Genomic DNA, 16,671 nt, shown 5'->3' on the forward strand with positions numbered 1-16,671 from the left:
GCACACTCAGATGGAGACCAGCATGACCACAGCGCAGCCGCCCTCTACGCCGGCATCCCCTGCGACATCGGCGCCCTTGCCTTCCGCCTTCGACCTGCAAGAGTTCAAACTCGGCTGGCGCGCCTTGTGCGTCGCGCTGGTCGGCAATGGCACCGGCGTTGCCGCGTTGCTGCTGTATGGCTATGGCGCGATGGTCGTGCCCCTGCAGGAAGCCTTTGGCTGGGAGCGCTCGGCGCTGCAGGCGGCGATGAGCTTCATGTTCGGCGGTACCGTCATCGCCGCGCAACTGGCCGGCTGGCTGATTCTTCGCCACGGCGCCCGCATCGTGGCCACGCTGTCGGTGCTGGCGCTGGCGGCGGGGTTCATGGGCATGACCTGCCTGCGCGACTCGATCTGGGCGCTGTATCTCGGCTTCGCTTGCCTGGGCATCCTGGGGCTGGGCACCTTGCACCTGACCTGGACGCAACTGGTGAATAGCTGGTTTGACCGCAATCGCGGCCTCGCGCTGGCCATCACGCTGTGCGGCTCCGGTATTGCCGCGGCCGTGCTTCCGGCCCTGGTGACGTGGAGTGTCACGCGCTGGGACTGGCGCGCCGGCTTTCTTGCCATGGCAGCGATCCTGTTACTGCTGACGCTGCCCCTGGTGCTGATGTGGATGCAGGCGCCGGCGGGAACCAGCTTCGCCCGCAATGGCCCGGCCGCTAGCGGCACAAGCACCGAGCCCGGCGTGACTTTTCGCCAGGGGCTGCATTCGGGAAAGTTCTGGCGCTGCAATGTCGCGCTCGTGCTCGCGGTTTCCGGCGTGGTGGCCATGGTCACCAACACGATCCCGGTGATGCGCGACAAGGGCCTCACGGCGGGCGAGGCCAGCCAGATCTTTGGCGGCTTCGGCGTCTCGCTGATTGTCGGGCGTATCGTGGTGGGCTACCTCGCGGACCGGGTATGGGCGCCGGGCATCGCGGCGCTGGCATTGCTCCTGCCAGGCGCGGGCTGCCTGATCCTGGCCTACGGCAGCCACGATCGCGCGATCTTGCTGCTGGCCGTGGCCATGATCGGCGTGGGCGCGGGGGCGGAGTACGACGTAGCGTCCTTCCTGATTGCCAAGTACTTCGGCATGCGGGAGTACAGCCGGCTGTTCGGCGCGCATACCGGCCTCATCACCATTGGCGCATCGCTGACACCGTTGCTGGTGGGTGCCCTCTACAAGCTCAGCGGCTCCTATGACGGGCTGCTGGCCTATGCCGTGATCTGCTTCACAGTCGGCCCATTGCTGCTGCTGACGCTCGGCCGCTATCCGACGTTTGCGCCAGCGTTTGACGGCGCGTCAAACTAAGCCTGCGGACTTCGGTGCGACATCTCGCTACGATGCAAATCAGCTTGACACAATCAACTCAGGATGCCCGCCAGGGCTCATGAAGGAGACACCGTATGAATGCACCAGCTGAGGCTCCCGTGCTTGATCTCGAGGCCGCTTACCACGCCGTCTCGGACACTTTCCGCGGCCCCGACCTGGATCTCCAGGCTCTGTGTCGCGAGATGCGTCATAGCAACCCGGTGATGGAGGGCGACTTCGTCGCGACGCATCTGGGCGTCCCGACCAACGCCGGCGCAAAAGCTGCCAAGTGCACGCTGACCTTGTTCAAATATCGGGACGTGATGGCGGTGATGCGGGATGCGGCCACCTTCACCAATGGCTTTATCGCCGAAGGCTTCGGGGCATTCTTCGATGGCCTCATCATTCTGGCGATGGACGGGGACGCGCATCGCCGCGCCCGCGGCCTGCTTCAGCCGGTGTTTATGCCCGAGACCGTGAACCGCTGGCGTCCCGAGATTGATCGCCTGATCCGGAAGGACTTCCTTGAACCGCTGGTGCCGCAGAGGAAAGCGGACCTGATGGATTTCGGCCTGTACTTCCCGATACGCGCGATGTACGCCCTGATGGGCTTTCCGACCGATGACCCCGCCAGGTTCAACCAGTACGCCACCTGGGCGCTGTCCATGGTGGCGGGTAACCAGGTCGATCCCGAGAAGATCAAGATCTTTGGCCCGATCTCGGCGGCTGCGGTAAAGAGTCTCTACGATGCGGTCAAGGAAGTCGTCGTACGGCGCCGCACCGAAGGCGCCGACGGGGACGACCTCATCAGCCGCCTCATGCGTGCCGAGTACGAGGGCCACAAGCTCGACGACCACGAGGTCACCACCTTCGTTCGTTCCCTGCTGCCGGCTGCGGGCGAAACCACCACCCGCACGTTCAGCTCGGTCATGACGTTGCTGCTCGAGCGCCCGGAACTGGTGGAACGCGTGCGCAAGGACCGCAGCCTGATCTCCAAGGTCATCGACGAGGCTGTGCGCTTCGAGCCCGTTGCCACCTTCAAAGTGCGCCAGGCCGCGCGCGACGTGGAGATTGCCGGCGTCAAGGTGGCCAAGGGCGCGCTGGTCCAGTGCATGGTGGTTTCCGCCAATCGGGACGAAGAGGCGTTCGACCAGCCCGATACCTTCGATATCGACCGCAAGCCCAAGCCCTCCTTCGGCTTTGGCTTCGGCACCCACATGTGCATAGGCCAGTTCGTCGCCAAGGTCGAGATGCAATGCGCGATCAACGCCATCCTCGACCTGTTCCCGAACATTCGCCTGGACCCGTCCAGGCCCGCACCGCGCATTACCGGTGCGCAGTTGCGCGGCGCCAAGTCGGTGCCGGTGATCTGGGACTGAACAGGGCATGCGCCCATCCCGCTTGCCTCGGAAAGACCCACGGATACCCCACTCGCCATGAAGCATCCTACGACACTCCCCGAACGCGGGGACTTCGCTTACCAGACCCTGGTGGGCCCGCAAAAGGTCAGCGGCCGCGCCCTGCACGACCTGCGCGGGTTCTTTGGGCTCAAGCCCACCAAGGGCATGCCTTTCGGTTGCGTGCGCGACGAAGAGGGCGAGATCTACGCCTTCGTACGCGCCATCAACGAACCTGGCAGCACGCCCAACCCCACCAAGTTCATCTACCTGTCCACCCGTGTGGACGGCGCGCACCTGCGCATCGACAAGTCACGCATCGAGCCGCGCGCCATGACCCTGTTTCCCAAGCGCTGGCTCGAAGGCGACACGGCCTGCTGGTCCAGCCTGCAAGGTGAAACCGGCGCCCCCTGGCTGCTCACGGTATCCGGGGAGCGCCTGAGCTGGAAAGAAGACGGCCTGTTCGAACTCGGCGGCCCGCTGCTGGGCCAGGGCATGCAGTGGTATCTGCCCGGCCCGGAATGGGGAACGTTCTATGTCTCCCAGATCTACGACGTCGCCGGCACCTGTGAAGGCCGGCGCGTGAAGGGCCTGATGGCCTTCGACCAGGCCTACATGGCAGAAGGCGGCGCCATCCATTTCAAGAAGGACCTGGTCGTCAACAACAAGATGCATGTGATCTGGTGGTCGTTCGCCACCGTCTACAAGGACGGCAGCTGGGACGTGGGCTCCTTCATGGTGGGACACGACAACCTCGGCTACGCCATATTCCAGAACGACAAGGGCGAGATCCGCACCACAACCGACATCGAAGGTAGCGTCAGGCACAAGGAAGACAGCTACTTCGTGGAGAGCGCGCGCATCGTGCTCGACGGCAAGGAGGAATGGGAATACTTGCCGTGCCCCAAAGGGGAAATGATCGACTTCGTCGGTGGCTTCCCGGTCACGGCGCAACAAGAAGGCCGCTGGCGGCGTGTCGGCGACACCCGCGAGCCGGACCGCTGGCTGGGCTGGGGCGAATCGGACCGGCGCAACGGCACCGCGCGCAATGTGCGCGGCGCCGACCTCTGAAAGCGAGACCAACAGCATGACCCAAACCGAACGCATCGAAACCTTCCTTCGCAACCAGACCGCGCACTGGAACGCAGGCGACAAGCAGGCATTCCTAGAGGACTACCAGCATGTCGCTTCAGCGGGCCTCAGCATCGAATACGTCGGCCGCTCGCCGCAGGACGGCTGGCCGGTACTGGAACAGATGTGGGAGCAGCAGCAGGCGAAGATCCTTGTGGAGCCATTGACGAAGATCATCAATGGAAACGAGGCTGCCTGCCATATCCGCAACGTCATCAAAGGCACTGATCGGGCCATTGTCACAATTGAACTGTACCGGTTTGAAGAAGGCAGGCTGTTCGTGCGGTACTTCATCAAGCAGTAAGAGGGGGCCTCGGAGCCCCGAGGCCTTTCATCGGCCGTTCGTCTACATGCTGCTGCCCCAAAATGGGAAAGGCACGCAGACCAACAAGCCCGTCACGCCATGCGTTCGATGACAGTCGCGGTGCCCATACCACCGGCACAGCATATTGCCTGCAACCCATATCGAGCGCCGCGGCGCTCCATCTCATGCAGCATCGACGTCATGATCCGCGCGCCGCTGGCACCAAGCGGATGCCCGAGCGCAATGGCCCCGCCGTTGACATTGAGGCGCTCGTGTGAGACGCCCAATTCCTTCATCCACACCAGCGGCACCGGCGCAAAGGCCTCGTTGACCTCGAACATGTCGATATCGTCCAGGCCCAGGCCAGCCTTGGCCAGCACCTGGCGGGTAGCGGCAATCGGCCCGGTCAGCATCAGCGTGGGATCGGAGCCGACCGTCACCACCGCGCGGACCCGCGCGCGCGGCATCACCCCCAGCGCATCCGCCTTGCGGGCCGACATCAGCAGCAGCGCGGCAGCGCCGTCGGAAATCTGCGAGGCATTGCCCGCCGTGATCCGGCCATCGGTGCGAAAGCTGGTCTTCAGCGTAGCCAGCCGCTCCGCGCTGGTGCCGGCGCGAATGGTCTCGTCCGCCAGCAGAGCTGGCGCGGCGCTTTCGACCGGTTTTTCCCGCAAGGCTACGACGGGTACCGGCACGGTCTCCTGCTTGAACCAGCCGGCAGCCGCTGCTGCTGCCGCGCGGCGATGGCTCTCCACCGCATACGCGTCGAGCTGCTCGCGGCTAAGACGCCACTGATCGCACAGCCGCTCGGCGGCTTCACCCTGGCTGGTGAGCTCAAAGCGCTCCGCGGCCATCCAGCCGAATGCCTCGCCGTGGAGGTCACGGTTGCTGCCCATCGGCACACGGCTCATGTTCTCCGCCCCACCAGCCACCACCACGTCTGCCGCGCCGCAGGCGATCAGACCGGCGCCGACATGCACCGCCGCTTCGCCCGAGCCGCATTTCCGGTCGATGGTCAGGCCCGGGATCGTGACCGGCCAGCCAGCACCCAGCAGCGACGTCCGGGCGATATTGGCGGACTGCTCACCAATCTGCGTGACACAGCCAAAAATCACATCGTCGACGAGATCCGGGCGCAGCCCCGCCCGGCTTACCAGCTCCCCGATCACCAGAGCGCCGAGATGGTCGGCGCGCACGCCGGCAAGGCTGCCCCGAAACTTGCCGACCGGTGTACGCACCGCACCAACGATCACCACATCCGTGTTCATAGCGCGCTCCCCTTCAGGCGGGAACCGGGCACGCGCTGGCCGTCCTCGTAACGGTAGACGCCGTGACCGCTCTTGCGGCCAAGCCGCCCGGCAGCCACCATCTTGATAATCAGGGGGCACGGCCGGAATTTGTCGCCCAGGGACTGGTGCAGGTACTTCAGCACCGACAAGCGGGTATCCCAACCGGTCAGGTCGCCAAGTTCCAGCGGGCCCATCGGGTGATTGAAGCCGAGGCGCAGTGCGGTATCAATGTCTTCCGCGCTGGCTGTGCCCTCCTGCAGCATCCACATCGCCTCATTGCCGAGCAGCGCCGACATGCGGCTGGTGGTCAGGCCGGGCGACTCATTGACCACGATCGACGTCTTGCCAATCAGGCCTGCGTAGTCGCGCGTCAGCGCCACGGTTTCGTCGCTGGTAGCGAGCCCGCGCACCAGCTCGACCAGCTTCATCTTGTGCACCGGATTAAAGAAATGCATCCCGACCACCTTCTCCGGGCTGGACACCGCGACGGCGATCTCCGTTACGCTGAGGGCGGACGTATTGGTGGCATAGATCGCGTCGTCGGCCATCACAGCAGCCGCCTGCGCGACCACGGCCTTCTTTACCGCCAGGTTTTCCGATACGGTTTCAACCAGCAGTTGCGCGCCTGTCGCCGCGGCGGTCAGATCGGTCTCCACGGTCAAGCGGGCCTTGGCGGCCTGCGCCACCCCGGCGTCGAGCTTGCCCAGCCTGACACCGTCGTCGAGAATCTTGCCGATCGCCAGTCGCGCGCGTTCCAGCGCCTGGGCGTCGGTATCGACCAGCGCCGTGGCAAGGCCCGAGCTGGCAAACGCATGCGCAATACCGGTGCCCATCAGGCCGGCACCGACCACGACCACCTTGTTGTTCATCAGGCTCATTCGGCAGTCTCCAGTTTCCAAGAAATCATGATGCGCATACCCCTCATGAGGCAATTTCCGAAACGACGTTACGCAGCGTGCCAACGCCTTCCACGCTCGCTTCGACCACATCGCCCGGATTCAGGAATCGTCCGCTACCCTGGCCCGTGCCTTCCGGCGATCCCGTGTAGAGCACATCGCCGCACTCGAAGCGCGAGCGCTCGTCGACGAATCGCACCAGTTCGGCCACGTCCCAGGTCATCTCCCCTGACGAAGCATCCTGGCGGGTATCGCCATTCACCTTCAGGGTCATGCGCAGCTTCGGGCTGCCGGCGGGAAACTCGTCGCGGGTGACGATCCACGGCCCAAGCCCCGTGGTGTCGTCCTGGCTCTTGGCGGAGAACAGGTCCATGCCCACGCCCGGCGGGCCGCTGCGCTGCAGGTCGCGCGCGCTGACGTCGTTGCCTACCGTGTAGCCCAGCACGCTGGACAAGGGATCGTTGCGGTCGACGCGTTCCGCGCCGATCACCGCGACCAGTTCGACCTCGTGGTCCAACTCACGCGTGAGCGGCGGGTAGCGGATCGGGTCGTTGGCGCCAATCAGCGCACCGTAGGCCTTGAGGAACGCCACCGGCTGCGTGTGTCCGCCCATGCCAAAATCGGCGCGCAGGTGCTTGGCGTAGTTGGCACCCGCCACCACCACGCGGTTGGTTTTCTCCACCGGAGGCAGCAGCCGCACGCTCGCCAGCGGCCGTGCTGCGCCGGCCAGCTTCAAGACGCCCACGCCTTCGCCGCGCGTCAACGCGGGCGCCCACTCAGCAAACGCGCCAGCAATCGGCGTGACCTCGCCGCGCCCGGTGTCCACCACGGCCCAGAACGGCGCGCCGCCATCGGTACAGCGCGCGATCTTCATGCTGCCGCCGCCTGACGCACCGGGGCGCCGATTTTCGCAGCATCAAGATGTAGCAGCTTGCAAGCGTTCTGCCAGCGGATCTTTTGCAGGTCGTCGTCGGATAGCCGCAGGCCATCGGTCAGGTCGTGGCGCACGGCGTCGCTGCCGCCAAAGTTGCTGCCATAGACGATGCGGTCAGCGCCGATGATGTCGACCAGCGCCTGGCGCATCGGGATCTCGTGCAGCTCGACGTCGAAATAGAAGTTCTTCAGGTACTCGAGCACCGGCTTCTTGTTGTGTACGAAATCCAGGTTGGTGTTGCACTGGGCCAGCCGGCCGAGCTGGTACGGCACGTAGCCGCCGCCGTGCGTGATGTACACCTTCAGGTCGGGAAAACGGTCGAACACACCGCCGCAGACCAGGTTCCAGAAACAGCGTGTTTCGTCGTACTGCATGCCGACGATGGCGGTGGTTTCATAGCGGTCGGTGTTGGCCTTGTCGCCCCAGGTAACCGACTGGTTATAGCCATGGACGAACATCGGCAGGTCCAGGTCGCACAGGGCGCGCCAGACAGGATCCATCTCCGGCGAGTCGAACTCCAGCCCGCCAAAGTTGGCGCCGCCGGCAACCAGGCCCTTGGCGCCCAGTTCGCCGCAGGCGCGGCGCAGTTCCTTGGCAGCCTCTTCCGGCACGTTCAGCGGAGCATGGGCCCAGTACATCAACCGGTCAGGTGCGGCCGAGCAGTACTCCGCCAGGGTGTCGTTGACCTTGCGGGCATATGGCACGGAGAAATCGGCTTCCGCCCAGTACATGTAGCAGTGCGACGGCACCGAGACCACCTGCGCGTTCTGGCCCGCGGCGTCCATACCGGCCAGGCGCACCTTGGGATCCGCCCAGCGTGCGAAGTACTCATCGAGCTTCAGGCCTTTGCCCGAGCGGACCGCGGCCTTGCGCTCGGGGGACCCCAGGGTCAGGATCCAGTCGCCAACCCGTAGCTTGACGTCGCCATCGGCATGCTGCTCGAAGAAGGGACCCCAGTGCGGGTGTTGGTTGTAGTACCCGGGATGCGGCGCATGGGCGTGAAGGTCGATCAGCATGAAGGTCTCCTTTTGTCATACGCGGCGCTGGAACGCGCAGCGGTGGGGAAAGCGGTCTGCCGCTCGCTTCACGCCCGGACCAAAGGACACCACTGGACACTGGTCGCGCAAACGCGGGCTCAGACCACCAACATCATGCCAATGTTAGTCATTTTATGCAAATGTGTTCAAATTAAATTTTGAAGAGAAGGAAGGCCATGGGCTGCATCCAGCCCATGGCCCGGCCCTCAGCGCCGTGCCCGCGTCACGCCGCCGAAGCGCAACGCTTCCACCATCCGCCCGATCCGTCGCGACATCGCGCCATGATCCGACTCACCCCACACCAGGTTCTCGCTCATCACCATGCGGATCAGCAGGTCGCAGATCAACTCGCGGTCCAGCGCGATGCCCAGTCGCTCATCCCAGGCATCGAACACCGGCGCGAGGAAATCCTGAAAGCGCACTACGGAGTCGTGAAAGATCCGCTTGAAGAAGCTCATGGCGAATTCCGGCGCCACCAGCAGCAGCCGGCGCGAACTACCGATGGCCATGTAGTCCTCCAGGTACTTCACCAGCGTCGCGAAGCGTTCGTCCGGGTCGTTGATGGGCTCGAGCAACTCGGCCAGCGACTTGTGGAAAGTTTCGCGCTTGTAGCGTGAGAACGCATCCAGCAACTCCTCCTGCGAGGCAAAGTAGCGGTAGAACGTGCCGCGCGAGATGCTGGCGGTATTGCAGACCTCAAGGATCGAAATGCGCTCGGCGCCCGACTCCAGGATCACCTTCTCGGTGGCCTCGAAGATGTTGTCGATGGTCTGCTGGGAGCGCTTGTTGCTGCGGCGCCGGCGCGGCGTTGCAGCCGCGGGCGCTGTGGGCGCGACTGCAACCGCCGCTTTCTTCGCCGGGGCGCTTTTCTTCTTCTCCGCCGGCGCGCCGGCCACTGCCTTCAGGGCAGCTTTTGCTTTCGCGGGCTTCTCCGCCGCGCCCCGCCGCTTTGGCGCCGTTTCGATTTCAGTCTCGACAGGCTTGGTTTTTTTGCTCACGCTGTTCATCTGTTTCGCCATGAAGGAATCGTTTGGATTAAGGTTTGCGGGTTTTCCCGCAGATCGATAAAGAAATACAAGGAATAGAATTCGATTCTTGTATTAGAATTTACTGGGACAGCACCCGGTTCTTATTTCGGAGATGATGATATGGCAGGGATGGGAAATACAGATACCTGGTCGCTTGGCGAACAGGACACCGTGATCGCCGCGCTCGACCGTGCCGTGGCCGCGCATCCAGACCGTGTGCTGCTCGATTTCTCGGGTGAACTGTACACCTATCGCGAAGTCGATCAACTTTCGACCCGGCTGGCGAACTCCCTGGCTGCCCTGGGCATCCAGCCCGGCCAGACCGTGGTCACCATGCTGGACAACAATATCGACGCCGTCGTCTCCTGGCTCGCAATCAACAAGCTGTGCGCGGTTAGCGTGCCGATCAACACGGCGCTGCGCGGAGAGTTCTTGCGCCACCAGATCGCCGATGCCAGCGCCCCACTGGTGATCTGCGAGGCGGACTATCTGGAACGCATCGGCGCGCTGGCGGCGCAACTGCCCGACGTCAAACTGGTGCTGCAGCGCGGCGGTGCCGGCGCATCGTCTTGCGGCGGCCTGCAACTGGCGCCGCTGGACCTGCACCGTGGCACCGACGACACGCCGCTTGCGCGCAAGCCCAACCCGTGGGACCTGGCCTGTCTGATGTACACATCGGGCACTACGGGGCCGTCCAAGGGCTGCATGATCAGCTACAACTTCCAGTGCAACCTGGCGCGGCTGCAACTGCGTTCCGGGCCCGCCACTGCCGACGACATCACGATCACGCCGCTGCCGCTCTATCACCAGAACGCGCTGGTGGTGGGTATCATCTCGAACATCCTGGTCGGCGCGCGCGTCGCGTTCGTCCCGCGCTTCTCGGTGTCCAACTTCTGGCCTGAGGTGGAGCGCAGCGGCGCGACCATCGCCTCGATCTTGGGCGGCATGGGCGGCCTGCTGGCCAACGCACCGGACAGTGACGCGGCCAAGCGCTGCTTTGGCCAGATCCACACCGTGCGCGGCAACCCGTTCACCGAGGAAAGCAAGACCATCTGGCGCGAACGCTTCGGCGCCAAGCTGGTGGGCGGCAATGGCTACGGGCTGACCGAGGCTTGCGTGATCACCTCGCTGCCGGCGGGCGAATATGCCGCTCCCGGATCTTCCGGCAAGCGCGTGCCTGACTTCGACGTGCGCATCGTCGACGACCTGGACCGCGAGCTGCCGGCCAACACGCCGGGCGAGATCGTCTGCCGTCCGCTGCGCCCGGACATCATGTTCATGGGCTACTGGCGTCGTCCGGAAGAGACCCTGAAGCTGATGCGAAACATGTGGTTCCATACCGGCGATATTGGCAAGTTCGATGACGATGGCTACTTCTATTTCGTGGACCGGAAGAAGGACTACCTGCGCCGGCGCGGCGAGAACATCTCTAGCTTCGAGATGGAAACCGCCTTCGCCGCCCATCCGGACATCGCGGAGGTCGCGGTCCACGCCGTGCCCTCCGACAAGGGCGAGGACGATGTGAAGATCACCGCCATCCTCAACCCGGGCTCCACCCTTACCGCCGAAGCCCTGTTCCACTGGGCCACGGACGCGGTTCCCTACTACGCGCTGCCGCGCTACATCGAGTTCCGCGACACCCTGCCCAAGAATCCGCAAGGCCGCATCCTCAAGTACCAGCTGCGCGACGAGGGCAAGACTGCGAATACTTGGGATCTGGAAGCCACGGACATCAAGGTCGCCAAGCGGTAAGACCACAGGAAGGGCCCCTCTGGGCCCTTCCACTATTGCGGCTCAGTACTCACGCACTGGCACATGCGCCGGCCGCGAGTTGTATCCGGGAAGGTGCAACCCTCCATCCACATGCAAGGTCTCTCCGGTGATAAAGCGCGACATCTCGGACGCCAGGAACACCACCGCGGGCCCGATATCCTCCTCCGGCTCACCGCAACGGCCCAGCGGCCGCGCCGCCGCCGAGCGCTCTGCAAACCCCGGGTTCTCCGCGGCCAGCTTGAAGAAGGTCGCACCCATCGCGGTCGGCGCAATCGCATTGACCGTGACGTTGAAGCGTCCCCACTCGGCGGCGGCGCTGCGCGTCAGCCCGACGATCCCGGATTTGGCGGTATTGTAGTCGGCATGCAGCCACGCGCCGGTCTCGGTATCGATCGAGTAGAAGTTCACGATCCGCCCCCAGCAGCGATCCCGCATATGCGGCATGGCCGCGCGCATTGCCCACCACGTTGCCCACAGCGCCGAGGTCAGCGTCAGTTCCAGCATCTCGTCGGTCTTGTCTTCCAGCAGCACATTGGGCGTGGGAATAAAGGCGTTGTTCACCAGGATGTCCAGGCTGCCGAAGTGCTCGACTGTTTCCGCCACCGCGGCTTCGATTGACGCCTTGTTCGTCACATCGGTCCGGACAAAGCGCGCCCGGGCGCCCAGATCCTTCAACTCTTGCTCCACCTGCCTGCCGCTCGCCTCGTCGATTTCCGCAATCACCACCGCGGCGCCCTCGCGGGCAAAGGCGCGCGCCACGCCCTTGCCAATGCCGCCACCCGCCCCCGTGATGATCGCAACCCTGTCCTTGAGCAATGCCATGTCGAAGTCTCCTTATTTTTTGAACACAATTTGATATATCGTACACTTTAAGCGGTAAAGTGTCAGCATCCGGGTGCCTGAGACGGCTATGGTGCCCTTGTCTTGCCGCATTTTCGGGGGCTTTTTCCATGTTTAGACGCCGCATCATCATTTGCAGCCAGCACGCGGGAACGCAAACCCGCGTGCGCGCCGCTCTGGAGGACGACTTCCATCATTTCCGGGTCGAGATAGCCAGTGCCGAAGGCCGCGTGACGCGCGTCGATGGCGCGGCACCCCGCCAGCCTTATACGCTGTGCGGCGATGCCGTTGCGCGGCTGGACTCGCTGCTAGGCATGCCGATCTCGCCCACCGCGCACGAGGTCACCCGCGTGACCGATCCCACGGAGCAATGCACACATCTGTTCGAGCTGGCGGGGCTGGCGATCGCGGCTGCCGCACGCGGCACTGCGCTGCGCCTGTACGATGTCGAGGTTCCGGTGCGGCAGAAGGGCCGCACTCGGCCCCGGCTATCGCGGGATGGTGCCGCGTTGCTAGCGTGGGAGGTACTGGGCAGCGCTATCCAAGGGCCAATGCCCTACGCCGGCGTCGACCTGTATCAGGGCATGGCCCGCTGGGCCCTGACCGCGCTGTCCACGGATGAAGCCGAGGCGGCGCTGGTGCTACGCCGCGCTACCGTGATTTCGCTGGGACGCGGCATGCCGCTCGATGCGCAGGTCCACGCCAAGCCGAGCGGCAATTGCTACTCTCAGCAGCCCCGGCGCGCCAGTGAAGCCTTGCGCGTGATCGGATCCACGCTGGATTTCGCCTGCACGCCGGAGCGCTTGTGTGCGGATGATCTCGGGTGGCTGAGCTTCAAGGAGTATGGCGATGGCTGCTAAGTCCAGCGCCGCCGCCTGAGCAGAAAAATGCCCCCGAAACGGGGGCGTTGGCACGTGGTCGATGCCGTCTACAAGAAGATCGCCAGGTTCGGCGTCCCCAACACTGCCTGATCCAGCAGGATCTCCCGCCGCGCCAGCTTGAACGTATCGCCGCTGCGCCGCAGCACATCGCGCCGCTCGCCGCTGATCAAATCGAACTCGTCGAAATTGAAGCGGCTGCGAGTAATCAGCAGATTGCTGCGCACGGCAAATTCGCCGGGATTGTCACCGGTGCGCACCGTCACGTTGGTCACCAGGCGGCGAGTACGCGAGGGCGGATCTTCCGCCCAGGCGCTCTTGGTCGCGGTCAGCCGCATGATGCGGCCCATGATCGAGCGGTAGTCGTCATGGTAGTGCTGCATGGTGCGAATCACCGTCGCTGCCTGCTGTGCCAGCGGCCGCGTCTGGCGCAAGGGCGCGGCATAGACCAGGTCCTCGGCCAGCGTGGCGACCCAGTCCTCCAGCCGGATCTCGTCCAGCATGGCGGCTTCTTCGTAGAGGAACTCCAACACTGCGTTATAGACCGGGGATCCGATCGGCACCCGCGCCGACAGCGTCGCCGGCGCAACTTCGTCTTTTACTTCACTCATGGCGTTGTCTCCTAAATTGGCATCCGATGACAGCATCTGGCGGAAGCTGGCGGCCTATTGCTCCGCCATCATCAGCTCGCGCCAATGCAGCCACCAGTGCCACTGCGTATCGTCCTTGGTGAAGCCCTCGTTGACGATGCCGGGGCCTGGCCAGCCCTCGGGCTTGCCGGTCTCGTAGATCGCCTGGTACTTCATCGTCATGTGCTTGCCCATCGCGCCCTTGGCGGCCAGCGTCATATGCGGCCAGGTGTCGGAGTCGTCCTGCTCCACCATGCCCGAGGTGCCGAACATCTGAATCGTCTGCTTCAGCATGCGCTCGCGCAATTCGGGCGGGGCGTCTTTCTCGGCGAAAATCCAGTTGACGAACTCGAGCTTGTCCGGACCCCGGGGCACGTAGGCGTGCATCGTGATGGAGCCGACCACCGTGCCGTCTGGCTGCGGGATGTAGAGGAAACCAAACAGCACATTGGGGAACATGCCACCCACCTGCGGCGGCATGCTGGTCTGCACCGCAAGCTGTTCCTCGCTCAGGTTCTTCCTCAGTTGGCTGACCATGTCCAGCGTCATGCCGGCCGGCGGCAGCGCATTCAGCTTTTCATCGATGCTCAGCTTGTCGGGATCCAGTCCGGTCAGGCGGCGGATCTTGCGGCCCAGGTCGATGCAACGCAGCGCATGGCCGTGCGGCGAGCTGATCTCCACGCCATACATCTCCGGGCTGAGATCACCACCGCCGCCCTCGCCTTCGCCCTTCTTCGAGTAGGCGCCGACCTCGCCCAGCCAGCGGTGCAGGGTCAGCGTGTGATAGCCGTCGCCCGACGACTGCTCGCCGGCAGCCTTCCAGTTGGCGCGCACCACGAAGCGCTGGGGCGGCCCCAGGACTTCGATGCCGCGGTCGCTGCGCTTGAACAGCATGTCGTAATACCACTTGGCATCGCCCAGGAATTCGTCGAAGGACGGACCGTTGATATTCCAGGTAGCGAAGATCAGCCCGCCGTAGAGCGCCACGCGGGCCCGTTTCAGGCCCAGTTCCTCCTTGCTTTTGATCTTCCCGTGCATGCACTCCTTCTCGACCGGCGCGCCCAGGAAGGCGCCGTTCGGGCGAAATGCCCAGCCGTGGTAGATGCAGGTGTGGATCTGGGTATTGCCCGCATCCAGCGTCGAGACACGCATGCCGCGGTGCGAACAGACGTTCAACAGCACGTTGACCTCGCCGGACTTGTCGCGCGTGACCAGCACCGAGTCCGAGCCCATGTCCCGGACGACAAAATCACCGGAATTGGGTATCTCCGAGTCGTGGCCGAGCAGCAGCCAGGTCTTGCCGAAGATGCGCTCCATCTCCATCTCATAGAGCTCGGGGTCCGAAAGCGTGCGCATCTGCACTTCTCGGGTCTCGACGTTGACCAGGTCCGCGACCTTGGTCCCGTCAGCCAGTGTGGGACTGGTCTGAGTCAGCATGCTTGTCTCCTTAACTTTCCCTAGGGCGGGCTTGAATAGTAAATATAAACACTTTTCAAAACTGTGTACATAAATTACAGGATTCTTGCCGTAGCGCGCAAGCCCCTGGCGGACCGCGGCCACTCCAATTCAATGGGCCCGGGCGCCCGCAAAGCCGCGCGCAGCGCCGCGCTCCGGCGGCCCTCCTCCCTTTCTTCCGGATTAACCCTAGGCTTGCCTCACGCTTGCGCGCAAACGGATCCCCACACAACCAGGGGGCCAAGGCGGCAGAAAGCACCCTTTGTGTAAACAAGGATTGCCGTCACGTCTGCTCTTGAAAGCAGGGAAATCGCGCGGGGGTGGGGGGGAAAGCCTGAGCGGCCAGGACGCCGGGATCAATCCGGCCGGGTGGGGACTGGCCGGCGCAAGCACCGGCCAGCTTATGCGGCGCTCAGCGCTGGCGAGGTCCGATCACTTCCAAAGCGCGCATTTGGACTCCGCCTTGGTCATGTACGCCTGCGCTCCGGGAATGGTGTTGACCAGCTTGTAGTAATCCCATGGCCCCTTGGACTCGGCCGGCGTCTTGACCTGCATCAGGTACATATCGTGCACCATCCGCCCGTCTGGCCGGATCGTGCCGCCCTTGGCAAAGAAGTCGTCGACCGGGGCAGCACGCATCTGCGCCATGACCTTGTCCGCGTCGGTCGTGCCCACGGCCTTGACCGCCTTCAGATAGGTCAGCGCCGAGGAAGCATCGGCCGCCTGGAACATGGACGGCATCTTCTTCATCTTTTCGTAATAGCGCTTGGCCCACGCGCGCGATGCGGGGCTCTGGTCCCAGTACCAGCCGTCGGTCAGGTACATCCCCTGCGTGACATTCAGGCCCAGGGCATGGATATCGTTGATGAAGACCATCATCGCGGCCAGGGTCATGGTCTTGCCGATGCCGAACTCCCTGGCCGTCTTGATCGAGTTGATCAGGTCGCCGCCGCCGTTGGCCAGGCCCAGCACCTGCGCCTTGGAGGCCTGTGCCTGCATGAGGAAGGAGGAGAAGTCCGCGGCGGAGAGCGGATGCCTGACGGCTCCGAGCACCTTGCCGCCATTGGCCTTGACCACGTCGGCCGTGTCTTTTTCCAGCGACGTGCCGAAGGCGTAGTCGACCGTCAGGAAATACCATGACTTGCCGCCTTGCCTGGTCACCGCGGCGCCGGTGCCGCGCGCCATGGCAGCAGTGTCATAGGCATACTGCACGGTGTACGGATTGCACTCCTCGTTGGTCAGGCGCGTGGTGCCGGAGCCTGCGGAGATAAAGACTCTCTTCTTCTCTGCGGCCACCTTCGCCATGGCGAGGCTGGCCGCGGAATTGGAGCCGCCAATCAGCAGGTCCACCCCCTGCTGGTCGAACCATTCGCGCGCCTTGGCAGCCGCCACATCGGCCTTGTTCTGGTGATCCGCCGTCAGCAGCTCGATCTTGCGGCCCAGCACGCTGCCCCCGGCATCGGCAATCGCCAGCTTGATCGCCTCGGCGCCGCCCTGCCCGTCAAAATCCGCGTACACGCCGGACATGTCGGTGATGAAGCCAATGCGCAGTACATCATCCGCGCCCCAGGCGGGCGCGCTCAATCCCGCCGCGGCGACGAGCGATGCCGCGAGCCTTGCGATGCTTGATGCCATGGTGTTGTCTCCTTGCTTATGGTTTGGGCCAGAGCAGCCCTTATGGCCGGCTCGGCGCTTGACCGCCATGCCGTAACTCGCCCCCGCCATGGCAACGACAACAGGCGCGGCG

The 16,671-nt window shown here is 64.1% G+C and carries 14 protein-coding genes and 1 pseudogene; 6 read left to right on the forward strand and 9 right to left on the reverse strand.

All coding sequences use genetic code 11. The annotated features are described in order from the left end of the window. Window positions 1–22: 22 nt before the first annotated feature. The 4 genes and pseudogenes from F7R26_RS09960 to F7R26_RS09975 all read left to right on the forward strand — a co-directional run bounded on the left by F7R26_RS09960 (window position 23) and on the right by F7R26_RS09975 (window position 4,165). Window positions 23–1,333, forward strand: coding sequence for an MFS transporter (locus F7R26_RS09960; protein ID WP_150983428.1), 1,311 nt, complete (start codon window positions 23–25; stop codon window positions 1,331–1,333). A 224-nt stretch (window positions 1,334–1,557) separates the two neighbouring features. Then, window positions 1,558–2,607, forward strand: a pseudogene (locus F7R26_RS09965) (cytochrome P450); the annotation flags it as partial. A 162-nt stretch (window positions 2,608–2,769) separates the two neighbouring features. Beyond that, on the forward strand, window positions 2,770–3,801 hold the full coding sequence (locus F7R26_RS09970) for a hypothetical protein (protein ID WP_150983430.1): 1,032 nt from the start codon (window positions 2,770–2,772) through the stop codon (window positions 3,799–3,801). Between the two features lie 16 nt (window positions 3,802–3,817). After that, a complete protein-coding gene (locus F7R26_RS09975; protein ID WP_150983431.1) occupies window positions 3,818–4,165 on the forward strand; it encodes a nuclear transport factor 2 family protein in 348 nt (115 codons plus the stop codon). Between the two features lie 92 nt (window positions 4,166–4,257). On the opposite strand, the gene F7R26_RS09980 is transcribed toward F7R26_RS09975, so the two are convergent. From F7R26_RS09980 to F7R26_RS10000, 5 genes are all read right to left on the reverse strand, one after another. Beyond that, window positions 4,258–5,433, reverse strand: a complete 1,176-nt coding sequence (locus F7R26_RS09980) for a thiolase family protein (RefSeq protein WP_150983432.1) — start codon at window positions 5,431–5,433, stop codon at window positions 4,258–4,260. Then, window positions 5,430–6,332 (reverse strand): 3-hydroxyacyl-CoA dehydrogenase, encoded by a 903-nt coding sequence (locus tag F7R26_RS09985; protein WP_150983433.1) that lies wholly within the window; start codon window positions 6,330–6,332, stop codon window positions 5,430–5,432. The genes F7R26_RS09980 and F7R26_RS09985 overlap by 4 nt, the downstream gene beginning before the upstream one ends. Window positions 6,333–6,375: 43 nt before the next feature. Continuing rightward, a complete protein-coding gene (locus F7R26_RS09990) occupies window positions 6,376–7,224 on the reverse strand; it encodes a fumarylacetoacetate hydrolase family protein (RefSeq protein WP_150983434.1) in 849 nt (282 codons plus the stop codon). Further along, window positions 7,221–8,300, reverse strand: a complete 1,080-nt coding sequence (locus tag F7R26_RS09995; RefSeq protein ID WP_150983435.1) for an amidohydrolase family protein — start codon at window positions 8,298–8,300, stop codon at window positions 7,221–7,223. Before F7R26_RS09995 ends, F7R26_RS09990 begins: the two co-directional genes overlap by 4 nt. Before the next feature lie 227 nt (window positions 8,301–8,527). After that, the gene (locus F7R26_RS10000) at window positions 8,528–9,328 is read right to left on the reverse strand and encodes a TetR/AcrR family transcriptional regulator (RefSeq protein WP_241754522.1); all 801 of its coding nucleotides are present in this window, start codon (window positions 9,326–9,328) and stop codon (window positions 8,528–8,530) included. Window positions 9,329–9,478: 150 nt separating this feature from the next. On the opposite strand from F7R26_RS10000, the gene F7R26_RS10005 reads away from it, so the two are divergent. Further along, window positions 9,479–11,101 (forward strand): ATP-dependent acyl-CoA ligase, encoded by a 1,623-nt coding sequence (locus F7R26_RS10005; protein ID WP_241754475.1) that lies wholly within the window; start codon window positions 9,479–9,481, stop codon window positions 11,099–11,101. Window positions 11,102–11,143: 42 nt separating this feature from the next. Here the strand turns inward: F7R26_RS10005 and F7R26_RS10010 are convergent, their stop codons facing one another. After that, the gene (locus tag F7R26_RS10010; RefSeq protein ID WP_150983438.1) at window positions 11,144–11,944 is read right to left on the reverse strand and encodes an SDR family NAD(P)-dependent oxidoreductase; all 801 of its coding nucleotides are present in this window, start codon (window positions 11,942–11,944) and stop codon (window positions 11,144–11,146) included. Between the two features lie 128 nt (window positions 11,945–12,072). On the opposite strand from F7R26_RS10010, the gene F7R26_RS10015 reads away from it, so the two are divergent. Continuing rightward, entirely contained in the window at window positions 12,073–12,822 is a 750-nt protein-coding gene (locus F7R26_RS10015) for a DUF2889 domain-containing protein (protein WP_150983439.1), read from the forward strand. 68 nt (window positions 12,823–12,890) lie between these two features. On the opposite strand, the gene F7R26_RS10020 is transcribed toward F7R26_RS10015, so the two are convergent. The 3 genes from F7R26_RS10020 to F7R26_RS10030 form a co-directional block, all read right to left on the reverse strand. Then, a complete protein-coding gene (locus tag F7R26_RS10020) occupies window positions 12,891–13,451 on the reverse strand; it encodes a 3-phenylpropionate/cinnamic acid dioxygenase subunit beta (RefSeq protein WP_150983440.1) in 561 nt (186 codons plus the stop codon). Window positions 13,452–13,505: 54 nt separating this feature from the next. Continuing rightward, a complete protein-coding gene (locus tag F7R26_RS10025; RefSeq protein WP_150983441.1) occupies window positions 13,506–14,906 on the reverse strand; it encodes an aromatic ring-hydroxylating dioxygenase subunit alpha in 1,401 nt (466 codons plus the stop codon). 450 nt (window positions 14,907–15,356) lie between these two features. Continuing rightward, window positions 15,357–16,559, reverse strand: a complete 1,203-nt coding sequence (locus tag F7R26_RS10030; protein WP_150983442.1) for an ABC transporter substrate-binding protein — start codon at window positions 16,557–16,559, stop codon at window positions 15,357–15,359. Between the last annotated feature and the right edge of the window lie 112 nt (window positions 16,560–16,671).

It is taken from the genome of Cupriavidus basilensis (genome assembly GCF_008801925.2).
Lineage (GTDB): Bacteria > Pseudomonadota > Gammaproteobacteria > Burkholderiales > Burkholderiaceae > Cupriavidus > Cupriavidus basilensis.